22 protein-coding genes and 1 pseudogene are annotated in these 24,983 nt (G+C 40.5%); 6 read left to right on the top strand and 17 right to left on the bottom strand.

The genetic code is table 11. The features are described 5' to 3' along the window. The first annotated feature begins 94 nt into the window (after positions 1–94). From miaA to ABWO12_RS01495, 4 genes are read left to right on the top strand one after another with little or no spacing between them, the layout of a single operon-like run. Positions 95–1,036 carry a tRNA (adenosine(37)-N6)-dimethylallyltransferase MiaA gene (gene miaA / locus ABWO12_RS01510; protein ID WP_353086599.1) on the top strand — a complete coding sequence of 314 codons (942 nt, stop codon included), beginning with the start codon at positions 95–97 and terminating at the stop codon, positions 1,034–1,036. 34 nt (positions 1,037–1,070) lie between these two features. Continuing rightward, positions 1,071–1,700: a hypothetical protein gene (locus ABWO12_RS01505; protein WP_353086597.1), complete on the top strand. Its 630-nt coding sequence runs from the start codon at positions 1,071–1,073 to the stop codon at positions 1,698–1,700. Next, a complete protein-coding gene (locus ABWO12_RS01500; protein ID WP_353086595.1) occupies positions 1,697–2,308 on the top strand; it encodes a hypothetical protein in 612 nt (203 codons plus the stop codon). The genes ABWO12_RS01505 and ABWO12_RS01500 overlap by 4 nt, the downstream gene beginning before the upstream one ends. 1 nt (position 2,309) lies before the next feature. Continuing rightward, positions 2,310–3,038, top strand: a complete 729-nt coding sequence (locus ABWO12_RS01495; RefSeq protein WP_353086593.1) for an acyl-[acyl-carrier-protein] thioesterase — start codon at positions 2,310–2,312, stop codon at positions 3,036–3,038. Between the two features lie 190 nt (positions 3,039–3,228). Here ABWO12_RS01495 and ABWO12_RS01490 read toward each other — a convergent pair whose 3' ends face one another. The 13 genes and pseudogenes from ABWO12_RS01490 to ABWO12_RS01430 form a co-directional block, all read right to left on the bottom strand. After that, positions 3,229–3,933 carry a response regulator transcription factor gene (locus ABWO12_RS01490; protein WP_353086591.1) on the bottom strand — a complete coding sequence of 235 codons (705 nt, stop codon included), beginning with the start codon at positions 3,931–3,933 and terminating at the stop codon, positions 3,229–3,231. A gap of 6 nt (positions 3,934–3,939) precedes the next feature. Continuing rightward, positions 3,940–5,523 (bottom strand): sensor histidine kinase, encoded by a 1,584-nt coding sequence (locus tag ABWO12_RS01485; protein WP_353086589.1) that lies wholly within the window; start codon positions 5,521–5,523, stop codon positions 3,940–3,942. 68 nt (positions 5,524–5,591) lie between these two features. Beyond that, a complete protein-coding gene (gene coaE / locus ABWO12_RS01480; RefSeq protein WP_353086644.1) occupies positions 5,592–6,326 on the bottom strand; it encodes a dephospho-CoA kinase in 735 nt (244 codons plus the stop codon). Continuing rightward, positions 6,318–7,304, bottom strand: a pseudogene (locus tag ABWO12_RS01475) (glycosyltransferase family 2 protein); the annotation flags it as partial. The pseudogene ABWO12_RS01475 and the gene coaE, both read right to left, overlap by 9 nt. Before the next feature lie 86 nt (positions 7,305–7,390). Next, entirely contained in the window at positions 7,391–11,413 is a 4,023-nt protein-coding gene (locus ABWO12_RS01470; RefSeq protein ID WP_353086587.1) for an NIDO-like domain-containing protein, read from the bottom strand. A gap of 97 nt (positions 11,414–11,510) precedes the next feature. Further along, positions 11,511–12,704 carry an enoyl-ACP reductase FabV gene (gene fabV / locus ABWO12_RS01465; RefSeq protein WP_353086585.1) on the bottom strand — a complete coding sequence of 398 codons (1,194 nt, stop codon included), beginning with the start codon at positions 12,702–12,704 and terminating at the stop codon, positions 11,511–11,513. Positions 12,705–12,753: 49 nt separating this feature from the next. After that, positions 12,754–14,406, bottom strand: coding sequence for a DNA repair protein RecN (gene recN, locus ABWO12_RS01460; protein ID WP_353086583.1), 1,653 nt, complete (start codon positions 14,404–14,406; stop codon positions 12,754–12,756). A gap of 19 nt (positions 14,407–14,425) precedes the next feature. Continuing rightward, a complete protein-coding gene (porD, locus tag ABWO12_RS01455; protein WP_353086581.1) occupies positions 14,426–15,319 on the bottom strand; it encodes a type IX secretion system protein PorD in 894 nt (297 codons plus the stop codon). Next, positions 15,309–16,517: a bifunctional phosphopantothenoylcysteine decarboxylase/phosphopantothenate--cysteine ligase CoaBC gene (coaBC, locus tag ABWO12_RS01450; protein ID WP_353086579.1), complete on the bottom strand. Its 1,209-nt coding sequence runs from the start codon at positions 16,515–16,517 to the stop codon at positions 15,309–15,311. The genes porD and coaBC overlap by 11 nt, the downstream gene beginning before the upstream one ends. 11 nt (positions 16,518–16,528) lie before the next feature. Then, positions 16,529–16,846 (bottom strand): DNA-directed RNA polymerase subunit omega, encoded by a 318-nt coding sequence (locus ABWO12_RS01445; protein ID WP_073362712.1) that lies wholly within the window; start codon positions 16,844–16,846, stop codon positions 16,529–16,531. 5 nt (positions 16,847–16,851) lie between these two features. Further along, positions 16,852–17,649 carry an outer membrane protein assembly factor BamD gene (locus ABWO12_RS01440; RefSeq protein ID WP_353086577.1) on the bottom strand — a complete coding sequence of 266 codons (798 nt, stop codon included), beginning with the start codon at positions 17,647–17,649 and terminating at the stop codon, positions 16,852–16,854. A gap of 78 nt (positions 17,650–17,727) precedes the next feature. Beyond that, entirely contained in the window at positions 17,728–18,609 is an 882-nt protein-coding gene (gene dapA / locus ABWO12_RS01435; RefSeq protein WP_353086575.1) for a 4-hydroxy-tetrahydrodipicolinate synthase, read from the bottom strand. Between the two features lies 1 nt (position 18,610). Next, a complete protein-coding gene (locus ABWO12_RS01430; RefSeq protein ID WP_353086573.1) occupies positions 18,611–19,129 on the bottom strand; it encodes a DUF6913 domain-containing protein in 519 nt (172 codons plus the stop codon). Between the two features lie 47 nt (positions 19,130–19,176). On the opposite strand from ABWO12_RS01430, the gene ABWO12_RS01425 reads away from it, so the two are divergent. Then, on the top strand, positions 19,177–19,956 hold the full coding sequence (locus tag ABWO12_RS01425) for a 5'-nucleotidase C-terminal domain-containing protein (protein WP_353086571.1): 780 nt from the start codon (positions 19,177–19,179) through the stop codon (positions 19,954–19,956). A gap of 9 nt (positions 19,957–19,965) precedes the next feature. Continuing rightward, positions 19,966–20,883, top strand: a complete 918-nt coding sequence (locus ABWO12_RS01420) for a metallophosphoesterase (protein WP_353086569.1) — start codon at positions 19,966–19,968, stop codon at positions 20,881–20,883. On the opposite strand, the gene ABWO12_RS01415 is transcribed toward ABWO12_RS01420, so the two are convergent. Genes ABWO12_RS01415 through ligA form a run of 4 tightly spaced genes read right to left on the bottom strand, consistent with a single transcriptional unit; the run spans position 20,848 to position 24,956 of the window. Continuing rightward, positions 20,848–21,552 (bottom strand): hypothetical protein, encoded by a 705-nt coding sequence (locus tag ABWO12_RS01415; RefSeq protein ID WP_353086567.1) that lies wholly within the window; start codon positions 21,550–21,552, stop codon positions 20,848–20,850. The genes ABWO12_RS01420 and ABWO12_RS01415 overlap by 36 nt on opposite strands. A gap of 14 nt (positions 21,553–21,566) precedes the next feature. Further along, entirely contained in the window at positions 21,567–22,289 is a 723-nt protein-coding gene (locus tag ABWO12_RS01410; RefSeq protein ID WP_353086565.1) for a hypothetical protein, read from the bottom strand. Then, positions 22,289–22,969, bottom strand: coding sequence for a hypothetical protein (locus tag ABWO12_RS01405; protein WP_353086563.1), 681 nt, complete (start codon positions 22,967–22,969; stop codon positions 22,289–22,291). The genes ABWO12_RS01410 and ABWO12_RS01405 overlap by 1 nt, the downstream gene beginning before the upstream one ends. Beyond that, complete coding sequence (gene ligA / locus ABWO12_RS01400; RefSeq protein WP_353086561.1) at positions 22,959–24,956, bottom strand: NAD-dependent DNA ligase LigA; 1,998 nt, start codon at positions 24,954–24,956, stop codon at positions 22,959–22,961. The genes ABWO12_RS01405 and ligA overlap by 11 nt, the downstream gene beginning before the upstream one ends. Positions 24,957–24,983 lie beyond the last annotated feature (27 nt).

Raw genomic sequence — 24,983 nt, 5'->3', positions numbered from 1 at the left:
TTTGTTGGTTAACCTTTGGTTTGAGGTAAAAATTGTAAGTCGCATCCAAACCAAAATTACCTGTCAATAGAACCATTTTGCTACCTTTGAACCCATGCAAGCGCCACCTCTTTTAATTACGGTTATCGGTCCCACCGCCATCGGGAAAACAGCTCTGGCCATTGCATTGGCGAAGCATTTTGGCAGTGAAATTTTATCCTGTGACAGCCGTCAATTTTACAAAGAAATGCGCATCGGTACCGCAGTTCCTAGCCCCGAAGAACTTGCAGCCGTACCCCACCATTGCATCCAACATATTTCGATACAGGACACCTATAATGTGGGCAACTTTGAAACAGAAGCATTGCAATTGCTAAACCAACTGTTTCAAAAAAATCCGATTCAAATTATGGTGGGGGGCTCGGGCCTCTATGTTGATGCGGTCTTGCGCGGCTTTGATGAATTTCCAACTCTAGAGGGGACAATTCGAGAAACGATAAACCAACGATTTAAGGAAGAAGGTTTGGCCTATTTGCAGGAAACATTGCAAAGGTTAGACCCCCAGTACTTCAACAAATTGGCCGCTGAAAATACGCAAACCCTACAAAATCCACAACGGATGAAACGTTTTGTCGAAGTTTGCTTAGGCACGGGAAAACCCTACTCCTCCTTTATTGGAAAAAAAGAAAAGGTACGTCCTTTTCAGTCGATTTGTATCGGATTGGAAGCCGAACGCCACGAATTGTACGACCGTATCAATCGAAGAGTGGATCAAATGATGGCCGACGGACTTTTGGAAGAAGTTCGTGCCCTCTACCCGCAACGCCATTTAAACGCCCTTCAAACGGTAGGTTATCGCGAACTATTTTCTTATCTTGACGGCGATGTGGACTTGCAAACTGCTATTGAAAATATCAAAATGAATACCCGTCGATTTGCGAAACGACAAATGACCTGGTTCAAGCGCGATCCTGATACGCTTTGGTTTTCTTACACCACTCCATGGGAAGAAATTGTTAAATCGTTGCCCTTTTCGACCAAGCAACGCAACCTATAGCGCTTGAATTCATCATCTTTATAAACCTTGTTTTATGCGCTTATTTAGTGGCTTACTCCTCTTGTTTTTGGCCAGTTGTGGCATTCCGTATGACGGAGAAACTATTATTAATATCGAAGGACGTGTTGTCGATGCGTACAACCAACCGCTCCCAAACCAGCGAGCCTACCTCGGAGCTTCGTATGGTGACGATGGGTATGACACCGCTACCTACAGAACTGTAACCGATGGGCAAGGTGCTTTCCGCTTAACGCTATTTCGACCGAATGAGGGGGCTGACTTGATTTTTGAAGAAAACAGTACTTATTTGCCCTTGATTTGTACTGGATTGCATAAATCCAACTTTTCTGGATTGCAATGGAATCTCGGAACGCTTGTTCGGTATAAAGCCTCTGACTTGGTTTCGTTGACTATTGTTGTCAATACGGTGAATCCCAATAGTATTTTGGAGCAATTAAATCTTACGGGAATGATTTACACTCCCAACTATGATTTTCATACCCTCACCTCAGGAGATCCAATTACGTTGGATTATCAAGTGCGAAAAAATCAAACCTGTACGTTGCAGTATAAAGTCAAAAATGGACTTACCCAACAAGTGTCCGAATTGGCTATACCCCTTGTGATTGCTGAAACGAATGTAACCTTCACCTTAAACTTATGAAACGAAAATGCTTAGTAATGGTACTTGTCGTTTGGAGTACACTTGGACTTCAGGCGCAAAAAGTAAAAAAAGAACCTTGGATTGATTTTAATCCCGCTTTTCGTTTTGGATTTCAGTATCCTCAGCTGGTTGGTTCCAATTTTTTTGCCGACGATTTAACCGAATCCTTAGGATTTCACAGCAGCTTGTCTCTGGTTAAAATAGCCAATTTTAGGGCCACCGTGGGTTGGGAATTGCAAGGCTATCGCAACAACAATCCGAATCGGATTGGCAATTTTAGTCATATTCAATCGAGCACTGCCCTATTTCAAGTTGAATATGAACATCCGCTTAACGGACGGTGGGTGTTAAATCCAACGCTAGCGTACGGCCAAAGTCGGATTACCTATCGTGCCACGCGTAGCGGCACAACCCTTGCCCGTCAAAGTTGGGAAGAAATACGCTTGGGATCGTATCTGAATTACAGTTTTGATAAAACCTTTGTAGGGTATGTAGGATTGCATTATGCTTTTTTATACAATGACGATATCAAGGCGTCTCCCGCCGATGAGGACTACTTTGGAAAAGGAAAGAAACTCGTGCTTTCGCTGGGCATTTTAATTCACTAATATGGCTATATCGCCTCAATTTACGTCGCGCTATTTGCAAGAATGGACCATTAATTTTTTACAGTGTTACCCAAACGGAATGTTGAAATACACTGATTTGTGCAATCTATTGCAACTCACCGCAGGGGCACATGCCGATCTTGGCGGACTTAGTTATAGGGCCATGCAGCGCCACCATCAGGCGTGGGTATTGAGTCGGATGCGGGTCGAGATAAACGCCTTACCCCGTTGGCAGGATACGGTAACGGTGAAAACGTGGATTCATGCCTTGGAGAACTTCCGATCGACGCGTTGTTTAGAATTATGGCACGGAGATGAGAAATGCGTGGGTTGCGAAACCTATTGGGCGGTTTTGAATACCCAAACCCGTCGCCCTGATACGCTGGTTTTACCGAACGATCATTTTTTGCGCTATGACGAGCGAGCTACGGCTTTACCAACGCAAAAGATAGCTTTACCGAGCTCGATTGACACGATTGAACATTATCACATTCGTTTATCTGATTTGGATATAGTGAATCATGTAAATAATGTAAAATACTTGGAATGGTGTTTGAATCATTGCGATCCGCATCGTTTGTTTGAAGGACGTTTGCGGGCTTTTGACATGAATTTTATGCGGGAAATGCATTTAGGTCAAGAAGCCGAAATCGGGCACCACAATGGCGTCTTTGTTGTATCGCATGAAGGAAAAAACTGTTTCGCTTTGGCGATGGACTGGGTCGATTGATGCAGTATGTAGCGCCGGGATAGTCGTGGAAAGTTCGCCTTTACGGCCCAACTAGCAAAACCCCGAAAACAATGCGACCTTGTGAAGCGCTTGTTTTCGGGATTTTTTGCTTTGGGGCGTTGGGTGGCTTGAAACAGATAGCCCGAAAAGCGCCCAAAAAAAAATCCCCATCTTACGACAGGGACTGGAATTATTTTTTGACAACCAAACGGAATCCTTCGCCGTGGATGTTGAGGATTTCGACATTGGGATCGTCTTTCAAATATTTACGCAATTTGGCGATATATACGTCCATACTACGAGAGGTAAAATAATTGTCATCGCGCCAGATTTTGGTCAGTGCCAATTCGCGCGGCATCAAGTCCTCGACATACAACGCCAAGAGCTTCAACAACTCATTTTCCTTGGGTGAAAGTTTGATGGGTTCATCGCCTGGGAAGGTAAGAAAACGCAATTTGGAATTCAAATGAAACTTTCCGATAGTGAATTCGAACTGGGTATTTTCGGCCTTTGTTTCGGACGATTTACGTTGCATAATCGCTTTGATTTTCATCAATAAAACTTCTGAATCGAAGGGTTTATTGAGGTAATCATCAGCGCCCACTTTATAGCCTTTGAGCACATCCTCTTTCATGGTTTTGGCGGTTAAGAAAATCAAAGGAATTTCTTTATTTTTCTCACGAATTTCTTTGGCCAAGGTATACCCGTCTTTGTAGGGCATCATAACGTCCAATATGCAGAGGTCGTAGGCATCTTTTTTGAATTTTTCGAAGCCTTCCATACCGTTTTTGGCCAGTGTCACTTCAAAGTCGTTAAGGGTTAAGTAGTCTTTGAGGATAGCACCAAAATTTTGGTCGTCTTCTACAAGTAGGATTTTTTTTGTCTCTTTTTCCATGGTAATCTAGTTTATCAGTGGGATTTTAATGATGAATGTACTTCCTTTTCCTTTTTCGCTTTCCACGAAGATTTGACTGTTGTGATCGTCCACTATTCGCTTCACATATGCCAAACCTAACCCGTGTCCTTTTACGTTGTGCACGTCACCGGTGTGTTCGCGATAGAATTTTTCAAAAATTCTTTTTTGAGCGGTTTTGCTCATCCCTATCCCATTATCCTTTATTTTAATCAGTATAAAATCCTTAATATTTTCAGTGCGTATTTCTATAACGGGTTCTTCGGTAGAATATTTTATCGCGTTATCCAAAATATTAACAATTACATTTGTGAAATGTACATCGTTGAGTAACACGGTGCTTCGGGTAGCTTCACAATGACTTTGAATGCTTCCGTTGCGATCTTCTACAATTAAATTCACGTGCTCAATAGCATCATCAATAATTTCATGGATATCACGAGGTTCTTTGCTAATGTCGAGCTCTTTCTTTTCGAGCTTGGAAATACGCAGAACGTTTTCTACTTGAGCATGCATTCGTTTATTTTCATCGCGAATCATTTGAAGGTAACGAAAAACCTTCTCTTTATCTTCAATGACTTTGGGATTTCGAATGGCATCGAGGGCCAAGTTGATTGTCGCAATAGGTGTTTTGAACTCATGCGTCATGTTGTTGATAAAGTCCGTTTTGATTTCAGAAATCTGACGTTGTTTGATCAACTGATGCAATGCATTGGCATACGCAATAATGATGATGAGTGTAAATACGATGGACAAAAGGGTAATGGCTAAAATTTCGGAGAAGAGAAACCTCTTCTTTTGTGGAAAATTAACCAAGAGATTGTAACGGTTGTGACCGTCATTATCGATAAGAATCGGAATGGAATAGGTCGAATATTTATCGTAATTAAAATGCTCTGATTTGATTTTGGTCGCCAATCCGTTGCTATAGACATCAAATTCAAAGGGCGTATTGATACCGTATTCTTTGAGTTCGGCGTTGAGCAAATTCTTGAGTTGTGCTACCGTAATTCGCTCTTGAATCGGTTTTTGTGCAGCTACGTCTTTGTAGGCAATTTCAAACTGAACATCTTGAAGAATATCCACAGTTCCGTCGCGTTCGATAGAAATATCGGGCGTCAATTTATTCTGCAAGCCTTTGTCTTCAAATTCTTTACCGTTAAAAACAGTGGTTTTTCGCTTTGTGGTAAAGTTTTTTACGGTAGTACTATCATCATTTTTATCAAAGAACGACTGCATGATATAATAATCCTCCATCGTGATGCTGTTGGAGTAGATTATTGTTTGGTTTGTTTTTTTGTTTCGCTGTACGTATTTATACTCCAAAAAATCTTCTTTTTGAGGTAGTTTACCCGTACTTTCCTTGAGTTGGTTGTAACGATTTAAAAACGAGTATTTTTCTTGTTTTTCAAGCTTTTCGGCTACATTCCCAAGGACTTGCTTCACGTGAAATTTGAATTGTTCTTCGCTTTTTTCAAGGGAACTATTGAACCAATACACCTGTACCAAAATGATTCCCAAAAGGGAAATACTCATTAAGAAAACCAGGAGGCGAAAAACAAATTTATTCATCACCTCAAAATTAAGATTTTAACATTTTGGATGTTAATGTATTAACCAAACATTAACACAGGCGTGTTTTATTGCTTTTTTTTCAAAGAAATGAGGATTCCCTCGATTTGACGCTTGGTTTCTTCAAAATTTTCATTTTGAATGACATACTGACTGCGTGCGACACGTTCTTGATCGGAGAGTTGATTGTTGATTCTTTGTAGAATTTTTTCTCGAGTAGTTTGATCGCGTTTCAAAACACGGGCGATGCGTAATTCTAAAGGAGCGGTTACAGTAATCACAGCATCACAATCTTTATAGCTTCCACTTTCAAAGAGAATGGCAGCTTCTTTAAATACAATGGGTTCGCGTTGGTGTGTGATAAGCCACTGCTCAAAATGTTTTTTTACCGCGGGATGCACGATGGTATTGAGTTGTTTGAGCTTTTCGGGATTATTAAAAACAACGGCCGCCAACTTCTCACGGTTCAATTTTCGTTCTTCATTGTAAATTTCAGGACCAAAACAAGTCGCAATTTGAGCTACAATTTCGGGAAAATCCATAACTTTTTTGGCCTCGAGGTCGGATATATACACTGGATACCCTTTGGCGATAAGATACTGGGCAAGTGTTGTTTTCCCACTTCCGATTCCTCCTGTTAAACCGATAATTTTGGTTTTTACAGGGGTGGTATCTACGATTTTCTGAATGGGAGCTATGAATTTATCAAGTGCCTTTTCGACCGACTTGTGAATAGGCTCTTCGGCTTCTTTATGAATATGAATTTCTTCGGTGAGACGGGTTTCTTTAGTAGTAAAAAACAATTCAGGGAAAGCCTCTTGCGGATTTTTCTTTAGCCAATGGATTTGATAATGGGATAAAAGATAGCCGCTTCCATATCCTTTAAATTGTTTCCACACCGCAACAATCGAGAGTAGGCCGATCCATGGATTGCGGTTTTGAATCGAGGACACTAGAAAAATTAGGGCAAAATACCCCATATACATTCGCATTCCCCAATCCCATAAAAATAGTAACCCCAAAAAGGAAACCAAGAATCCAGCCATAAACAAAGTAGGAAACCAAAAAGTAATCTTGGCATATTCGGGATACCAACGGTTTAAAATAGGCCGTGCTTTACCGAATTTGTTGACTTGCAGGCTAAATTTATCCCAGTCAATTCGTCGTTTGTGAAAGACATAGGCCTTTTTAAACAAACGTGTTTTGAATCCCATTTTCCACAACCGTATGGACAAATCAGGATCTTCACCGGGATGTATATTTCCGAAACCTTGTGAGGCTTCGAAGGCCTTTTTGGAAATCCCCATATTAAAACTACGGGGTTGAAACTTATCAATTTTCTCCGATCCACCGCGGATTCCACCGGTAGTTAAAAAAGAAGTCATGGCAAAATTGATGGCCCTCTGAATCGAGGAAAATGACTTCAGGGCTTGATCGGGCCCTCCAAAACAATCTACATAATTCGAATTTAATTCTTTAACTACCTCCGACATGTAATGTGGTGGAATAATACAATCGGAATCAAAGATGATAAAGTAATCTCCCTTGGCCACTCGCATCCCAAAATTTCGGGAATCGCCAGGCCCCGAATTGGTTTTATAATAATAGGACAGCTGCAATTTTTGCGCATATTTTTGCACAACGGCTTTACAATCAATACTGGATCCATCTTCTACAATAACGACTTCAAAGTCGGGATAGGTGGATTGCACCAAACTCGAAAGAAGTTCATCGATTTCGTCAGGTCGATTGTATACAGGGATAATGATCGAAAACTGCATTCCTATTTTTTTGGCAAATATACTCGATACCAAAAGAAAATGTCCCGATACTTCGGGACATTTTTTAAGGTTTAACTAGGATAAAATTATTGTTTTATCACTTTAAGTGTTTTTACTTGTTGATTTACAGTGGAACGAACTAAGTAGGTTCCGGCAGGCAATTGCGAAAGATCAATTTGCGAAGCCGTAGCTTGAATGGTTTGTGACCAAACTGATTGACCTAACATTGTAATCACTTCAATACGGTCAATAGGCTCAGAAGCTGTTACTTGCAAGATATCTTTCACAGGATTTGGATAAGCGGTAAACTGTACATCGTTAAACCCAGTGGTGTTTAAAGAAGCATCATATACCGAAAGTCCAAAGTTACCTTGTCCACCGTTATACCCGAATGCACGAACCAATACTGTAACTCCAGGCGTAAGTCCGGTGAGAACTAATCTAGAATGACCTACAGCTACTTCAGGAGCACCATCATCATCACAACCCACAGCAGTTAATACTGTACAGTCGCCAATGTAAGCTTGAAGTACGGTATCAATTCCGGCACCCCCTGTGGAAGTACCTGCAGTTTCAATGGTGGCATTTCCTGAGGTAGGAACAACAAAACTATACCAAACATCTTTTCCTGACGTTGCAAATCCAAGAGCACCGCAAGGCGGAGCTGGAGTTTCAGTACTCAATGTAGCGCCTAAGTTGCTTGTATCAATATCTTGATCGGCATATACACCGCCAACGGTCAACGCAGTCGGTGTTGCACAAGAATCATTGTTGGGTACAGGCGGTGGCGTTCCACAAGTTACTGCACGTGTTCGATCTTCTTGATTGTCAGTACATTGGTCATCGGCATGGGTAATAAAACGGATAACACCTGTCACAGTAGCCGTCCATGTTACTGGAGTTATCCCTGAAGTATAAGCCAACGTAGCGTCAGCATTAGCAATTGTAATAAAGTCCGATGCTAATGAACTTGTGAAAGTATACTGTACCCCAGCAGTCACATTTACATTGGAATATTCTCCTGCCCAACCAACTGTGGTGATGGCTTGTGCCGTTCCAATACAGGCAGGAGTAAACGTTTGAGTGGGGAATATTCCATTAGGCGTATCCAAACAAACAGTAGTAGCACAGATATCATTTACAGTAATTGCCAAACGGGTAGTACTTTCACATCCCAATTCATTTTGAGAAGCAAAATAGGTAGCGCCATCCACTAAAGGAATCGAAGTTGGAAGCACATTTCCTCCCGTTGCGCTGTCATACCATACAATTTGTGTCCCTATAACCGATAAATCGCCAATAGTTCCATTGGTACAATAATCTTGCGTTGGATTTCCTGAAGGCGCAGCTGAAGGCGCTGTAACGACCAACACCAATTCAACAATTGAAGTACAACCCAAACTATTTTGTCCTACAACAAAGATTATCTCGCCATTGGAAGCTACATAAGCTGTAGGATTAGGAATTTCATTCACGAGATTTTCAGCATCGAATAAATCCAAATAAAAGCTGTAAGTAAGACCCGTTTCATTGGAAATTAAAGAAATTGCACTTGTCAAATCTACTACCTCATTCGTATTATTATTCAAATCACACAAAGTAAGCGACGCACCTGATAATACTGGTAGCGGAACAACATCCACTGTAACCTGTAAACGTTGAAAACTCTCACAATTTAAGGTCTGCGAAGCATAATACGATGCACCATCCGCCAAAACTGTCGAGGCACTTAGTGGGGTACCCCCGGTTGGTGTTGCATACCACTGAACAGCGGTTCCATTGGCAAATAAATTGGCAACAGTAAATCCGTTCCCACAAAAACTTGCGATAGCATCCCCTGTTGGAGCTGGCGTTGTTGAAGCACAATCGTAGGCAGCTATTAGAAACTCACCAAAAGCATCGTTGAAATATTCCCAAGCGTTAACGTATAATACTTGTCCCGGATTTAATCCGTTTAAACTGATTAACGAAAAGTTACCATTGGTACTGCTATCATCATCGCAAGCGAGTAATGTTAACGCGCCACAAGTCCCCGAGTAAACTGCCATTCCAGTATCGGTAACGGCACTGCCCGACAAAGCATTAGTTTCCAAAGTCACACTTCCTGAGGCAGGAACTGTCACGGTAAACCAAACATCACCTCCAGCAAATTCAGCACATCCTGGTGCTGGCGGATTGGAGTTAGTAGCAGAAACGTTTGTAGTTGTAATTGGAATGTTGTTAACATTTGTACCGACTGTTAATGCAGTTGCATTAGCACAATCGTCGTTGGCAGGTGGTGGAATCAACGTACGAAATGAAAACGGACCCGTCCAAAGACTTGACTCATTTGGGTTACAAATCGCACTGATGTAAATATCATATAAAGTATTTGGGGTTAAACCAACCAATACATAAGGATTTATTGTAACAACAGTTCCATTACCGGCTGTAGGGGCTGCTCCTCCACTAGGAGTGACATAGATTGTCCACTGTGTTTCAGTACAACCAGCTGTCCAACCAATAGTTGCTGATGTAGTCGTAACATTTGTTGTAATGATATTGGAAGGTTGAGGACAAGCTACCGCGGTGGTAATCGTCACATCGTAATCTTCGGTTTCTCCATAACCATATGAAGCACAGGGATCAATTGTATTTCCGGGCGTATCCCACACATCACGAATGCGCAGACGATGGGTTCCTAGCGGTGGATTACATGCTAAAGTTATGGTAAACGTCGCTGTACCATTGGGGCCAATGGCAGCCGTTGTAAATCCAACACGCTCATTAGTTTCAAACACTCCATTATCGTTGTAATCAATCCAAGCGGCCATATTTTGATTGCCAAATGTTCCCACCGTTACTGAAACAGTATACGTTCCACCTGCTTGTAAGTCAGCTGTATAGTTAGGCTGCCCTGTAAAATACGTATATGAAGGATTCACAGGATTCGTTCCTGAGTTGTTTGCCAAAGTAGTGCCATTGATTACAATATTTGAAATCAAATCGCCATCGGTTTTCCCAACGGTATAAATAGGTACACAATAACAAGCATTTGGGGCGGTCATGCCAACTAAAATTGGTGTACTTTCAGCACTTTGGCCAGAAGCGGTACAGGTTACCACACATTTATAATAGGTTGCCACAGTTTGTGACGCCGTATAAGTTTCTGCATTTGAAATTCCTGTTGCATTGGTATACGTAACATTATCTGAAGAAACCAACCATTGGTAGGTCACCCCCGAACCCGAAGTAGTATTTTGTAATGTCACGTTAAAAGGGACAGCTGCACATGCTGTAGCACTCGGAACAACAGTATTCCCTGGATTAGGAGCTCCAGTACACGAAGGAGGTGGTGTCCACGCAAAAGTCAATCCCGAAGTTGGTGCAATGGTATTGGAGAGTAATACTGTAGCCGTAGCCGTAGTTCCAGCAATAGTCGCATTCCAATCGGTAGCAGTACTTCGGTTAGAAAAATTAGAAGCTGGATTATTGGGTGCAGCACGTAAACCACAATCGGCTGTAGTAGCTGTTGCATTATTGGTCATTGTTCCGTAAATAACTTCAACAGCATTGGTAGTTTCTTGTAGACGAATTTGAAAATTGAATAAATCGCCTAAAGCCAAGTACTTTGCATAATTTTTCCATTGCACTACCAAAACACGGTTAGGCGCTGAACCTATTAATTCATAGCGAATTTCAGACCCCGCTTGAGCTTGTAAATCGCGTGAAAAACCAGCAATTCGAGCCACTCTATTACTAGCGACAACAGTAGAAATTGAAGATAGTGGCGTATATGATGAAGAGGAGTTCATGTCCACGGCCGGCGTAAATGTGGAAGACCCTAAAGAAATCCATCCGTTGGTATTCACGGCAAAACGGTCATAGGTTGTACCATTAAAAACAAAATTGAATCCGATGGGTAATCCCACACCTGTGAAAGCATTCCCCCCCAGAGGAACAGCCGGATCCAAGAATCGTTCATCATCGCTTGCTGTGTTTCCTAAGACAGTCCCTCCAGAAATAGCCGAATACGTGCCATTACTTTGTGAAAAAGTATATTGACTTAACGTTTGACTAAATCCTAACTGTAGAAACAACAACGCTAAAATCATTGTAATTTTCTTCATAAAATACTTTGTTAGGTTTAATTTTTTGCGTGTTAAATGTAGTCAAAAAAAACAGCCTGAAAAAATATTCAGGCTGTTGGTATTTTAATGTTTAAAATTACTGGGAAATACTAGGAATGGATACCACTTCATTTACATCAGCTAAATAGTCCACTCCTTCAAATCCGAATCCGAATAAATTTAGAAAATCATTTTTATAACCGGCCAAATCGCCCAAATCCCCTAGTGATTCTGTGTTGGCTTCCTCCCACAAACGGGCAACTTCTGCCTGTACATCGTCACGCATTTCCCAATCGTCAATACGAATTCGATTTTCAGCATCTACTGAAATGGGGGTTCCAGCATACAAACGTGCACGATACAAGCGGTCCATTTGCTCGATACAGCCTTCATGAATACCTTCCCGTTTCATAATTTTATACAATAAAGAAATATAGAGCGGGATAACTGGTATAGCCGAACTTGCTTGCGTTACTAAAGCTTTATTGACAGAAACGTACGCTTTTCCACCTAGACCTTGTAATTGCTCGGTGATGGTTGCTGCCGTAGCCTCCAAATGATCTTTTGCGCGACCGATGGTTCCATTACGATAAACCGCTTTGGTCACCTCAGGACCGATATAAGAATACGCCAAAGTCATAGCTCCTTCGGACAGTACACCTGCTTTTTGCATGGCGTCGATCCACATACTCCAGTCCTCGCCTCCCATAACTACAACCGTATTATCAATATCCTCTTGCGTTGCGGGTTCGATTGAGACTTGAGTTACATTTCCCGTATGAAAATCAACAGTTTTGTTGGTAAATGTTCCTCCAATTGGTTTTAATGACGAACGATGTAAAACACTCGTCGTTGGATGCATCCGCACTGGGGAAGCTAAACTGTAAATCACTAAGTCAACCTGACCCAAATCGGCTTTAATGGTTGCAATCGTTTGCGCTTTGATGGCCTCCGAAAAAGCATCGCCATTGATACTTTTGGCATACAATCCTGCAGCATGAGCTTCTTGTTCAAAAGCAGCTGAATTATACCACCCTGGTGAAGCTGTTTTCCCTTCTGTACCGGGCTTTTCAAAAAAGACACCAATGGTAGACGCGCCACATCCAAATGCACTTGTAATGCGAGAAGCCAAACCAAAACCGGTTGAGGCTCCAATGACCAAAACGCGTTTTGCTCCGTCAATCTTCCCTTGCGCCTTGACATAATTAATTTGATTTTTTACATTTTGCGCACAGCCTGTTGGATGAGCCGTCAAACAAATAAATCCGCGCATTCTGGGTTCGATAATCATACTTTTCTATTTAAAGTTTTATGTACTTCGCCAAAGATAAGGCATTTTTTTAGTTAAGCAATTCACGGGCTTGCCCGATTGCAGCAGCAGTAACTAATTCTCCCGAAAGCATTTGGGCGATTTCTTGAATTCGTTCTTCTGCATTCAAGGCTTTTATATTGGACTTGGTTCGGGTATCGTCGTCCTCTTTGTATACTTTAAAATGGTGTTGCCCTTTCCCTGCAATTTGTGGCAAATGGGTAATTGCAAAAAGTTGGATATTCCGACTCATACCGCGCATGATTTCACCCATTTTATGGGCAATTTCTCCTGAAACACCGGTGTCAATTTCATCCAAAATTAAGGTAGGTAACTGAATTTTTGTAGACAATATCGCTTTAACAGCCAACATGATACGCGACAATTCACCCCCTGAAGCCACTTTCTTCAAACTACCTAACTGGGCGCCTTTATTGGCCGCAAAAAGCAATTGAATTCCTGTATTCCCTTGCAATGTAAAGGTTGTTTTCGCTGGAAATTCTATCGCAAACTGTGCATTTGGCATTCCTAAATTGGCTACAATTTGCTGTATTTCTCCAACTAATGGGCCAACAGCTGCTTGACGATTTTGTGTAAGTGTCTGGGCCAATTGCTCTAATTCTTGAAGATACCCACTCACCTCCTGCTCCAATTGTACAATTTCGTCATCTAAGTTGGTGAGGGAAACCATTTTCGATTGAAGCGACGCTTGAATCTCCAACAAAGCATCGATGGTGTGCACTTGATGCTTCTTTTGTAGGGTGTAAATCGTTTGCAACTGATCTTGAAGGCTTTGCAATGTTTCAGGATCGGCTTGTAATTCTTCCGTCCCTTGATGCAACTCGGCAGCGATATCATCAATTTCGATTAAAACACTCGATATCCGTGTTAAAAATTGTTGGTATTCGGGTGAAAAAGAGGCAATTTTAGAAAGCGCATTTTTAGAATCTTTCAATTGATCGACAACGCCAAACGACTCACTTTGCATTGCACTGAGGACTTTAGCCAATTGGGTTTGAATCAGTTCAACATGGGTTAGCTTCTCCAATTGCGATTCCATTTCTTCCTGTGAGCCCGCAATCAATTGAGCGGCTACCAATTCTTCCCACAAAAAAGAATGGTAATCTTGTTCTTGAAAGGCTTGCGCTCGAGCCACTTGCTTTTCTTGTAAAGTTGTTTGTGCTTTTCGATAAGCCTTTAAGGCATGCTGATAGGTAGTGACGATTTCGATATTTCCTGCAACAGCATCAACGAGTTGAAATTGAAAATCGTCGTCATTCAGCGCTTGCGTCTCATGTTGGGAATGCACATCAATTAACTTAGCGCCCAACGCTTGCAACTCCGATAAATTGACAGGCGTATCGTTGATAAAAGCTCTTGACTTGCCTGAGGGTAATATTTCACGTCGAATGATTGTTTCGGATTCATAATCCAAATCGTGTGCTGCAAAGAAATCCTGAAGTTGATAAGAGGAAATCGAGAAATGCGCTTCAATCACACATTTTTGATTTGAATTTTTTAGTGCAGATAAATCGGCGCGGTTGCCCAAGACCAAACCCAATGCACCCAATAGAATCGATTTACCGGCTCCCGTTTCACCTGTAATTACCGTAAAACCAAAAGAAAAATTAACCGAAAGTTTTTCGATTAAAGCGTAATTTTCTATCGAAAGGGCTGTAATCATCTAGGTATTTTCGATACAATTAAAATTTTATTGAATTCCACTTGCTGCTGTTAAGAGGAGAAATTCGCGATAACTTATCAACGATTCCTTCGGCAGGAACGGCTGGACCACCTGACAATATTGCCACCAATTCATCGGCTTTGGCATCAAAAAACAATCGCGTTAAAAAGGCATTGGGACGTGTTTTGTGCAATGCTTCCAAACTGTTGATCGACTCTACAATCGCCTTTTTACCTGCCTTTAGGTCTTTATGCATCAAATCTAAACCTTGAAAATGATACTTATAAATGGCTTCCAAATAGGGTTTGAAGGTCCCCGACAACAAATCGGCTACCAAATAGTAGCGATTATTCGTTCGATCCGATTGCTGCCAACCCTTTCCACCCGCTGGCATGGCCAAATTGACGACTTCTTGCGCTTTTTGGAAATAGGGTAAGCCACTATCCAACTCAAAACTTTCGGCATCAATACCCAAAATAATATAGATGTAAAACGCCAATGTCGACAAGAGGTTGGAGTCATAACTGTTGGGGTTGAAATACATTTGCTGAAATTCAACATATTGAAATTGAAAATCTTTATCATTGATATTTAACAAGTTGGAGCTGTATCCCGAGTTAAAAATAGGTCGCGAGGATTGTACTTGAATACTCGCGTCAAAATTGTTGTTCTCATACGCGTTAATCGTAATAAACATGCTACAGCTAATTTTTTCTTGGTTTTCAAAAGTCTTCTCCGTCCAAACCGTTTTATTGATAAAATCATTGATAGAGGTCTCCAACGATTTAAATATTTGAGTGTTGACATTGGTAATTTTATCGTAGTTGATTACCACCCTACAGTTGATTTCTTGAGCATTTACGGTCCATACGGATAAAATCAAAACCAATAAAAGGAGCAATTTATCTTTCATAATGTTGTATTACTTTTTGCAAAATTTCATGGGCAACAGCCTCTTTCGACTGTAAAGGCTTGGGTTCTACTGATCCATTCCGATCGATGAGCGTTACTTTGTTGGTGGGTGTTCCAAAACCAGCACCGGCATCACGAAGGGAATTTAGCACAATCAAATCTAAGTTTTTTTTCGCAATTTTCAACTTCGCATTTTCAATTTCATTTTGCGTTTCTAGGGCGAAACCAATTAAAAATTGGGCTTTCTTTTGCGCACCTAATGCGGCTAATATATCCTTGTTTTTGACTAAAGTTAAGGTCAATGTTTCGTCTGATTTTTTGATTTTCTCCTGTGCAACAACTTCGGGTCGATAATCGGCCACTGCAGCAGCACAAATCGCCGCATCAACCTCTGGAAAATAGTGGATACAAGCGGTATACATTTCCTCAGCCGTTTGCACATCAATACGGTTCACCGCTGCATTTTTCGAGGTCAAAGCCGTTGGACCTGTAACCAAATAAACCGTAGCACCTAAAGAAGCAGCTACTTCAGCGATATCAAACCCCATTTTTCCAGAAGCATGATTTCCAATAAACCGAACCGGATCAATGGGTTCGTAAGTGGGACCGGCGGTTATCAATATTTTTTTATCGTGCAAAGGCATTTTCCCGAGTAAATCGTTTTCGAGAAATGCCACAATATTTTCGGGTTCGGCCATACGTCCTTCGCCCGATAATCCGCTGGCTAATTCTCCTTTTTCAGCGGGTATCATGATGTTTCCGAATTGCTGCAACAACTGAAAGGAAGCCAACGTTGAGGAATGTTTGTACATGTCCAGATCCATGGCAGGTGCAAAATAAACGGGACATTTTGCCGAAAGATAGGTAGCAATCAACAGATTGTCACAGTTCCCATGGGCCATTTTGGCCAATGTATTGGCGGTAGCTGGAGCAATCAACATTAGGTCGGCCCACAATCCTAATTCCACATGATTGTTCCATTGTACCTCCTCATCGTCGTTGTAGAACGAACTGTAAACAGGGTTTTTGGAAAGCGTGGCGAGCGTTAGGGGAGTTACAAAATCAACAGAAGCAGGTGTCATGACCACACGGACCTGAGCACCTGCTTTGATGAGTAATCGAACCAATGTAGCGGATTTGTAAGCAGCTATGCCTCCGGAAACCCCGAGAACTATTTTTTTACCGCTCAACACTGCCATGGGATCAATTTTTATTTCGATACGTCTTTATGATAAATTTTACCATCCGCCCATTCTTGTACGGCAAGCGCATGGGGTTTAGGCAACTTCTCATAGAATTTTGAAACTTCGATTTGTTCTTTATTTTCAAAAATCTCCTCCAAGCTATCATTATACGTCGCAAACTCTTCTAATTTTTCAATCAATTCCTTCTTGATTTCCGTATTGATTTGCGTAGCTCTTTTGGCCATAATAGTAATAGCTTCGTAAATGTTACCGGTTTGCTCTTCGATAACAGCACGGTTGTACGTAATTGTATTTACGGGTGCTGTTGTCTTTTTTAAATCCATTTTACTCATGACTTTGAAAATTGTTGTAAATCTTTATCAATTTGTTCCAACATAACGTCGGCTTTGCTTTTAAATTTTGAATCGCCTTTAAATTTAACTAAAGACTGGTAAGCGCCTTTGGCATTGTTTAAGCGCTCTTGCATTTTGGAAGGAACACTGTTAATGGCCAATTGAAAGGCAGAATCCAATTTAAGGTACAGTGCTTCTTCTTTGAAAACTGTCCCCGGAAAATCAGATAAAAAGATATCGAAAGCTACTTGCGCTGCCTTGTGATCACCAATAGTGTTATACTGTTTGGCTACTTCAAAAAATTTGCGTTCTAATTTGACGCGCAAGTCTTTTGCAATAGCATTCGCCTGAGACATGAATGTTGAATTGGGGTAACGATCAATGAACTCTTGCATTTTAAAAATGGCTTTATCTGTTTCTGTTTGATCCAAACTATAGGTTGGAGACAATTCTGCAAAACACTTGGCCGATAAAAAGAACGCTTCCTCAGCACGAGGATCTTTGGGATATGAAGAAGCAAAACCTTCCAATTGATAGGCCGCTAGATAATACTGTTTCGTATTGTAATACGACATCCCAAAACTGTAGGACATGTCCTCTTCTCCCGATTTGCCTTTGTAAACTGGGGCAATGATTTCATACAACCGTATTGCCTTGTTGTACTTTTGTTTGTCGTACATTTTTTTGGCCACCGCTTTTTTTACTTCGGTATCTTCCGATTTAAATGCTTTTTGGTATTCGCTACAGCTTACCAAAAATAATCCAAGTATACTAAGAATCAATCGTTTTTTCATTCGGAAATAGGTTCTTTCGACTTTCGCCAAAACGAAACGCAAAAGTAGGTATTATTTGTATAGCTTTAAAATATTTTTTTATAAGGGAAATGCATCCACAAATTGCTTCAATCGTTGCGATAAATCGGAAGAAACGTTAACCAAAGGCAGACGAACAGTATTCTCGGATAACCCTAAATGCATAAACACCTCTTTGATTCCTGCAGGATTTCCTTGTTCAAAAATCATATTAATCGCATCAGCCAACTGGTAATGAATGGCATAGGCTTCATCCACTTTTCGATTCAAACCCAAACGTACCATATCAGAAAACGCTTTGGGAAATCCTTCGCCGATCACAGAAATCACACCACTTCCACCTGCCAAAACCATCGGTAATGTGATCATATCGTCGCCCGAAATCACATGAAAATGAGCGGGTTTATATTGCAACAACTGCATCGCTTGTACAATATCGCCTGCTGCTTCTTTAATGGCCACAATATTGATAAATTCTTGCGCCAAACGAATCACGGTAGCTGGCAATATATTGCTCGAAGTTCGACCTGGAACATTGTACAAAATAATGGGTAAGGGAGAGGCTTCTGCGATTGCTTTAAAATGCTGATAAATTCCTTCCTGCGTTGGCTTGTTGTAATAGGGCGACACGGATAAAATTGCGGTAAAAGCAGATAAATCTCGTGTCTTCAACTCATCAACCACTTGTGCTGTACTATTCCCTCCTACTCCCAAAACAAGCGGCAAACGACCTTGGTTGGCCTGAATTACGGTTTGAATTACCAACTCTTTTTCCTCAGACGTCAGGGTAGCACTTTCGGCAGTTGTGCCTAAAACGACCAAATATTCAATTCCGTTTTCAATTTGAAAATTGACAATTCGAGTAAGTGCTTCTGTATCAACAGCACCCTCTTTTTGAAAAGGAGTTACCAGCGCCACACCGGTACCAATTAATGCTCGCATGCTATATTTTATTAAGGATTTTTAAGTATTTAAATAATTCTTCAGTGAATTGTGAATGATTTTCTGTTTCGGTTGCAATAATCAAATCATTCAATTTCTTGTCTACGCTGGCAAAACCTGCTTTAAAACCAGAGCGGGCTGATTGCGAAATGAATTGCAATATCCCTTTATTAGTAGGATAATAATTGATGAGTAAATCGTAATATTGAGACATAAAACGTTGCACAACGGCACTTTCAAACGACCCCGTCCATTTAAAATCGCGGTATGAAAAAACGGGATAATCAAAGGTTTCTTTTTTTGAAATATGGTCTCGGAAAACTAATATCTCAATATTTTCAGGGCGTATCCCTTTTTTGATTAACCCACGAATCAAAGCGTCTTTGTCCTGAAAGCAAGTTTCATCCAAGATAATACCCACCTTTTTCACTAAATCACTGGAGGTCAATTGCTTGATTTCAGTCCATTTACGTTTAACGATTTTTTTAAGTGATATGTCCTTTAATCTTTGGAAAAACATAGTATTTTTACTTACTACAAATTTAATTAAATTCAACTGCATTGCACATGGTAAAGCTAAAAAAGTATCGCAGCTTGCGAAAGTACTTTGTTTTTATCTTAACATTTGGCATCCTTGTGGCTTGTCACCGAAATCCGTGGACTTCCACGCGGGTTACGGGAACTAAAATCGCTATAGCAGAGAGCCAGCCGATTGATTCCACTGTCGAAGCGGTAATACAACCCTACCGTCAACATATTGAAAAAGACCTGAGCACGGTGTTGGCTTATAATCCCGAACCTTTAGACAAATCAAAAGGAAAATGGCAAACGAACATCGGGTGTTTTATGGCCGATGTCACCCTTGAATATGTCAATAAAACTTTGGTGCAACGCGGTTCAGCGCCCGCTGCGATTTGTTTGCTCAATCATGGGGGAATTCGAGCGGTTATTCCTCAGGGTGACGTTACCGCACGAACGGCTTATGAAGTCATGCCCTTTGAAAATAGTGTTGTGGTTCTTGCGTTAAAAGGGACCCAGATTAGCGCGATGGTCGATTATCTCCTGCAAGAAAAAAAACCGCATCCTTTGTCGGGTTTAAGCTTTACCTTACATGATAACCATGCTGAAAGTATTTTAGTGCAAGGCATTCCATTGGACGAAAATAAAATTTACCGTGTTGCGACTTCAGACTATTTATCCAATGGTGGCGACAACATGACCTTTTTTAGCAAAGCCTTGGAAACGGAACAAACGGATTATAAAATCCGAAATTTACTCATCGATTATTTTAAGGCTACCGATACGATACGGGTAAATTCCACTCCGCGAATTATCATTAAAGAATAACAAAACAGCATGAAACGTAGAGAATTTATCAAAACAACAGGAGCTGCAGGGGCTTGTGTAGGGCTAGGAAGTCTTGGGTTAAGTAGTTTTACGAATGCTGAAACAAAACAGATAACTATTTTGCACACCAACGATGTCCATAGTTATGTTGATCCTTTTCCCGCCAACCACCCAAAAAACCCTAATAAAGGGGGAGTGGCACGTCGAGCAGCGGTCATCAAAATGATTCGGGAGGAAAATCCCAATGTATTGTTGCTAGATGCGGGCGATATTTTCCAAGGGACGCCCTATTTTAATTATTATGGGGGCGAATTGGAATTCAAACTCATGAACTTGATGGAATATGATGTGGCTACGATTGGGAATCATGATTTTGACAACGGCATTGACGGCTTAATGACCCAACTAAAAAAAGCTAATTTTGAGATGGTCTCTGCCAATTACGACCTGAAAAACACGGTGTTGGACGGACTTGTCTCGCCGTATACCTTGAAAATGGTTGACGGAGTAAAGATTGGTATTTTTGGATTAGGCATTGCCTTACAAGGACTTGTCGATGTTCGCAACAGTAAAGAAACCAAGTACTTGGATCCTGTGGAAATTGCATCGGATACAGCCCGAGTGCTACGTGATGAAAAAAAATGTGACCTGGTCATTTGCCTTTCCCATTTGGGATTTAAGTATAACGATGATGCTTCAAAAATTTGCGATGTTCTTTTGGCGCAAAAAACAGAAAACATCGACTTAATCATCGGGGGACATACCCACACTTTTTTGGACAAACCGGTTGTTGAGTTGAATCGTGAAGGGAAAAAAGTGTTAATTAATCAAGTAGGATGCTACGGTTTGAATCTAGGACGTATCGATTTTTACCTTACCAACGATAAACAGTTAGCGTCGAAAGGTACTTCGATTGAAATTGGGTGATTCGGTGGCTAACGCAAAACGATAAAAAGCATAAAACCCTAATACATTCAACAACATCGCTAAGGGACGCATGATTTGCGAGTGAACCTCAGCTAAGTAATACTTTTCGATATAAATCACCAATTGCAAGCCCAAAAATAACAAGATACTGATTAAAAGAAGTGAATGTACTTGGTTGTCATCCATCACATAGACTGAAATGGCTATTCCTCCAAATACTGCGGCAATGATGTTGTGAAAAAACACCATAGCAACAGCATTATCGGGCACATCATTGGCAGCAAAAAGATAAAAAAAGATAAAAGCTAAGGGCAGTGTTGCCAATATAAAAGCAAGCCAATATTTAATTTTGACATGATTCAAAATAAAATACAAAAGAAACAATCGGTGCATGGTAAAACAAATGATTCCATAAAACAAACTTTCAACGGTGTTGGGGATAAACAGAAGATTGGTCAACGCGGAAAAAACCATTATTCCCACAAAAACAAAGCTTCTTTGCTTTGAAATCAAAAAGTACATACCTAACAAAATAAGAGGAATCATGGGCTTTGAAATGTATATAACAGGCAAGATTCGAAAATACTCACCCACCAATTCAATGCCTCCGTTACTAAAATAGAGCACCGTAAATTCAGATACTAATTGATGTGAAAGTCTTGAATTCATTATATAAAATTAACTTATTTTTTGTAATAAATATCCTTTACAGCTGATTTTTTCATTAAAATATCCGAAGTCAAGACCATGTATTTGCATAAAAACACATGCCCTAAAAGAAAGAAAATCATAGAGAAAGGCTTTAAATAATCGATATTTAGATAGTATAATTTCACGCCAAGCACAAATAAATTGAGTGCAAAACATAAAGCACTCATAAAAAGGAATTTGCTCGCATTATCATGGATTAAAAAATAAGCGCCGAAAGCAATTCCACCCAACAATGCCATAACTAGGGCTTGAGCAATTAACATATATAATTCGTATTCAATTACATCGGTATAAACCAAATGAATAACACTCAAAAACAAAAACAAAAAGGGAGCTGATCCCATCAACACCGGTTTTAATCGTATCCCACGAGAAAACTCAAATTTCCAGATTTCAAAAACAATGATAATCCGAAATACAATAAAACAAAGTGTGGCAAAAAAAAGGAAATTAGAAGAAGGAAAAATAAAAGCCATATTAGCCAACCAGTTGAACAACAAAGCGACTAAATACCCTTTGTTTATTGAGGAAGCCTTTAAAAAATAACAGTAAGCCAGCAAGGGAAGAAGCAACGGCTTGGTTCCATAAATAATCGTTTGTTGTTGGAAAAACTCGGCAGCAATTTCAAGCAACGAAACCATCCAAAAAAGATGAAACACAATGGAAATGCGTGCCTCCGAATTCAATAATGCCATTAGTTTATTTCTTTACTTTTGGGATGATTCAATACAAAAAGAACAAGGGAGATATAGGACAAATAATGGCACAAATGATGCAATACATCCAAAACAATAAGATTAATTTTTATTGTAAATAAAACATAAAACACTTGTGAAACCAAAATGGAAACGGAAGTGATTAATAGAAACAAATTAGACAACTTCATCGAATAAAGTCCGTTGTAGGTTGTCAGTCCATTCATCGCTACCAACGTCAGTCCAAAAATGGCAATTGCAAAAGGAAGTATTCCCTTTTCTTCCCTGAAAATACTCACTACGGTAACCCATAAATAACCCAAGAATAAAAACACTAATACTAATGAAATAGCATTAATTGTATCCCAATAAAAACGCTTACTTTCGCGCAATGCCAAACGAACAATAATCAGGTTTCCTATAAAAAAGGGAGCTAATAAGTAAAGTATTTCCTGTTCAAAATTAAATAAGGCTATCGCGTCACCAATAAAACAGACTATCAGGAAAAGTGCAACACTTCGAGAAACTTTTTTGGTATTGCCTAAATAATAAAAAGCAAGTGAAGGAATGATTAATGGCTTGCAAAACAACAAAATACCATTCCACTCCATAGCTCTGGAAAGGGAAGCCATGATTGAAAAAACAACAAAAAAAGCTAAGGCTATTTTATCAATTTTCATGCAACAAGGTTAAATATTCATCTTCAGAAATAATTGGAACTCCTAATTGATTTGCTTTTTCAAATTTTGCGGGTCCCATATTGGCACCAGCGATGACATAATCAGTTTTGGCTGAAATCGAACTCCCTACTTTACCCCCATTATCTTCAATGGACTGTTTCAATTCATCACGGTTAAATTTTTCAAAAACACCCGAAACAACAAAGGTTTTACCCAATAACTTCTGTGTGGCATTAGGGTTAAATTGCTCGAATACAGCAAACTGAATTCCATACTCCTTCAATCGTTGAAGGATGCGTTGGTTGTTGGTATTGTCAAAAAACTCAATAACGCTTTGGGCAATTCGTTCGCCTATTTCATCCACCAACATCAAATCGAGTACCGAAGCATTTTGCAACGCTTCAATAGATTTGTAATGTCGCGCTAACTTTTTGGCTACCGTCTCCCCCACATAGCGAATGCCCAAAGCAAATAAAACCCGCTCGAAGGGAACTTCTTTCGACTTTTCAATCCCAAAAATTAAATTTTCCGAACTTTTCTGAGCCATTCGATCCAATCGAATCACTTGATCGACCGTCAAGGTATACAAATCGGCATAATCCTCTACCAATCCATTGGTATACAACAAGGCCACCGTCTCACCTCCTAACCCTTCAATATCCATGGCTTTCCGCGAAATGTAATGCTCTATACGGCCGATAATTTGAGGCGGACATCCGTAGTAATTGGGACAGTAATGCTGGGCTTCCCCTTCTTTGCGAATCAATTCGGTTTTACACTCAGGGCAATGGGTAATGTATTCTACAGGATGCAGTGCAGGACCTCGTTGAGCAACGCCAATAATTTTGGGGATAATTTCACCCCCTTTTTCCACAAAAACTTGATCCCCTAAACGTACATCCAACTTCACTATTTGATCGGCATTGTGTAAAGACGCCCGTTTGACAATCGTTCCCGCCAACTGCACAGGTTCGAGATTCGCCACCGGAGTTATCGCACCGGTTCGCCCTACTTGGTACGTGATTGAATTTAAGGTGGTTGTTACTTGTTCCGCTTTGAATTTATAGGCTATGGCCCAACGGGGTGCTTTGGCCGTAAAACCCAATTCTTCTTGCTGGTGCAAATCGTTTACTTTAATCACAACACCATCGGTTTCATACGGCAACTGATGACGGTGCACATCCCAATAGTCGATAAATTCAAAAACCTCTTGTAAATTCTGGGCTAACTTGGATTGATTAGGGACTTTAAATCCCCATTGTCTTGCCGCTTGAAGTCCGTCAAATTGGGTTTGAAAGGGGAGGTTATTTCCCACGATATTGTACAGCAAACAATCGAGGGGACGTCGTGCGACTTCGCTACTATCTTGTAATTTTAAACTGCCCGAAGCAGTATTTCTTGGATTGGAATAGGGGGTTTCGCCTTTTTCAAGTAATTCTTGGTTCATTTTTTCAAATCCATCCAGTGGCAGAATAATTTCCCCGCGGATATCAAACTTAGGTGGAAAATTTCCTTTGAGTTTTAATGGAATCGATTTAATCGTCTTGATGTTGGCGGTAATTTCATCGCCTTGAAATCCATCACCACGAGTGACAGCATGTACTAAGGTTCCCTCTTCATAAGTAATACTGATTGAGGCACCGTCATATTTTAATTCGCACGTATAGTGTACCGGAATAGCGCCCAACATCTTTTGAATGCGATTTTCCCAATCGATCAAATCCTCACGTGAATACGAGTTATCAAGCGAGTACATCCGTGATTCATGGACAATCGTCTCAAAGTTTTTGGTTATCATCCCTCCTACACGTTGGGTGGGAGAATTTGGGTCAAAAAATTCGGGATATTGATTTTCAAGCGCTTGGAGTTCTTTCAATAATTGGTCAAACTCATAATCCGAAATCGTGGGTTGATCCAACACGTAATAGTTGTAATTGTGTTGGTCTAAAGTTTCACGTAACTGAAAAATACGTTGCGCTGGCTCCATAAATACTGTTTTTTTTCAGGACTAATG

The organism is Flavobacterium sp., assembly GCF_040379285.1.
Classification (GTDB): domain Bacteria; phylum Bacteroidota; class Bacteroidia; order Flavobacteriales; family Flavobacteriaceae; genus Flavobacterium.
The sequence above is the reverse complement of the archived record's forward strand: the minus strand, read 5'-3'. Positions and strand labels throughout refer to the sequence as shown.

Coding starts and splice junctions, on each gene's coding strand:
- miaA (WP_353086599.1), top strand. CDS start 95: ATGCAAGCGCCACCTCTTTTAATTACGGTTATCGGTCCCACCGCCATC.
- ABWO12_RS01505 (WP_353086597.1), top strand. CDS start 1,071: ATGCGCTTATTTAGTGGCTTACTCCTCTTGTTTTTGGCCAGTTGTGGC.
- ABWO12_RS01500 (WP_353086595.1), top strand. CDS start 1,697: ATGAAACGAAAATGCTTAGTAATGGTACTTGTCGTTTGGAGTACACTT.
- ABWO12_RS01495 (WP_353086593.1), top strand. CDS start 2,310: ATGGCTATATCGCCTCAATTTACGTCGCGCTATTTGCAAGAATGGACC.
- ABWO12_RS01490 (WP_353086591.1), bottom strand. CDS start 3,933: ATGGAAAAAGAGACAAAAAAAATCCTACTTGTAGAAGACGACCAAAAT.
- ABWO12_RS01485 (WP_353086589.1), bottom strand. CDS start 5,523: ATGAATAAATTTGTTTTTCGCCTCCTGGTTTTCTTAATGAGTATTTCC.
- ABWO12_RS01470 (WP_353086587.1), bottom strand. CDS start 11,413: ATGAAGAAAATTACAATGATTTTAGCGTTGTTGTTTCTACAGTTAGGA.
- fabV (WP_353086585.1), bottom strand. CDS start 12,704: ATGATTATCGAACCCAGAATGCGCGGATTTATTTGTTTGACGGCTCAT.
- recN (WP_353086583.1), bottom strand. CDS start 14,406: ATGATTACAGCCCTTTCGATAGAAAATTACGCTTTAATCGAAAAACTT.
- porD (WP_353086581.1), bottom strand. CDS start 15,319: ATGAAAGATAAATTGCTCCTTTTATTGGTTTTGATTTTATCCGTATGG.
- coaBC (WP_353086579.1), bottom strand. CDS start 16,517: ATGGCAGTGTTGAGCGGTAAAAAAATAGTTCTCGGGGTTTCCGGAGGC.
- ABWO12_RS01445 (WP_073362712.1), bottom strand. CDS start 16,846: ATGGATTTAAAAAAGACAACAGCACCCGTAAATACAATTACGTACAAC.
- ABWO12_RS01440 (WP_353086577.1), bottom strand. CDS start 17,649: ATGAAAAAACGATTGATTCTTAGTATACTTGGATTATTTTTGGTAAGC.
- dapA (WP_353086575.1), bottom strand. CDS start 18,609: ATGCGAGCATTAATTGGTACCGGTGTGGCGCTGGTAACTCCTTTTCAA.
- ABWO12_RS01430 (WP_353086573.1), bottom strand. CDS start 19,129: ATGTTTTTCCAAAGATTAAAGGACATATCACTTAAAAAAATCGTTAAA.
- ABWO12_RS01425 (WP_353086571.1), top strand. CDS start 19,177: ATGGTAAAGCTAAAAAAGTATCGCAGCTTGCGAAAGTACTTTGTTTTT.
- ABWO12_RS01420 (WP_353086569.1), top strand. CDS start 19,966: ATGAAACGTAGAGAATTTATCAAAACAACAGGAGCTGCAGGGGCTTGT.
- ABWO12_RS01415 (WP_353086567.1), bottom strand. CDS start 21,552: ATGAATTCAAGACTTTCACATCAATTAGTATCTGAATTTACGGTGCTC.
- ABWO12_RS01410 (WP_353086565.1), bottom strand. CDS start 22,289: ATGGCATTATTGAATTCGGAGGCACGCATTTCCATTGTGTTTCATCTT.
- ABWO12_RS01405 (WP_353086563.1), bottom strand. CDS start 22,969: ATGAAAATTGATAAAATAGCCTTAGCTTTTTTTGTTGTTTTTTCAATC.
- ligA (WP_353086561.1), bottom strand. CDS start 24,956: ATGGAGCCAGCGCAACGTATTTTTCAGTTACGTGAAACTTTAGACCAA.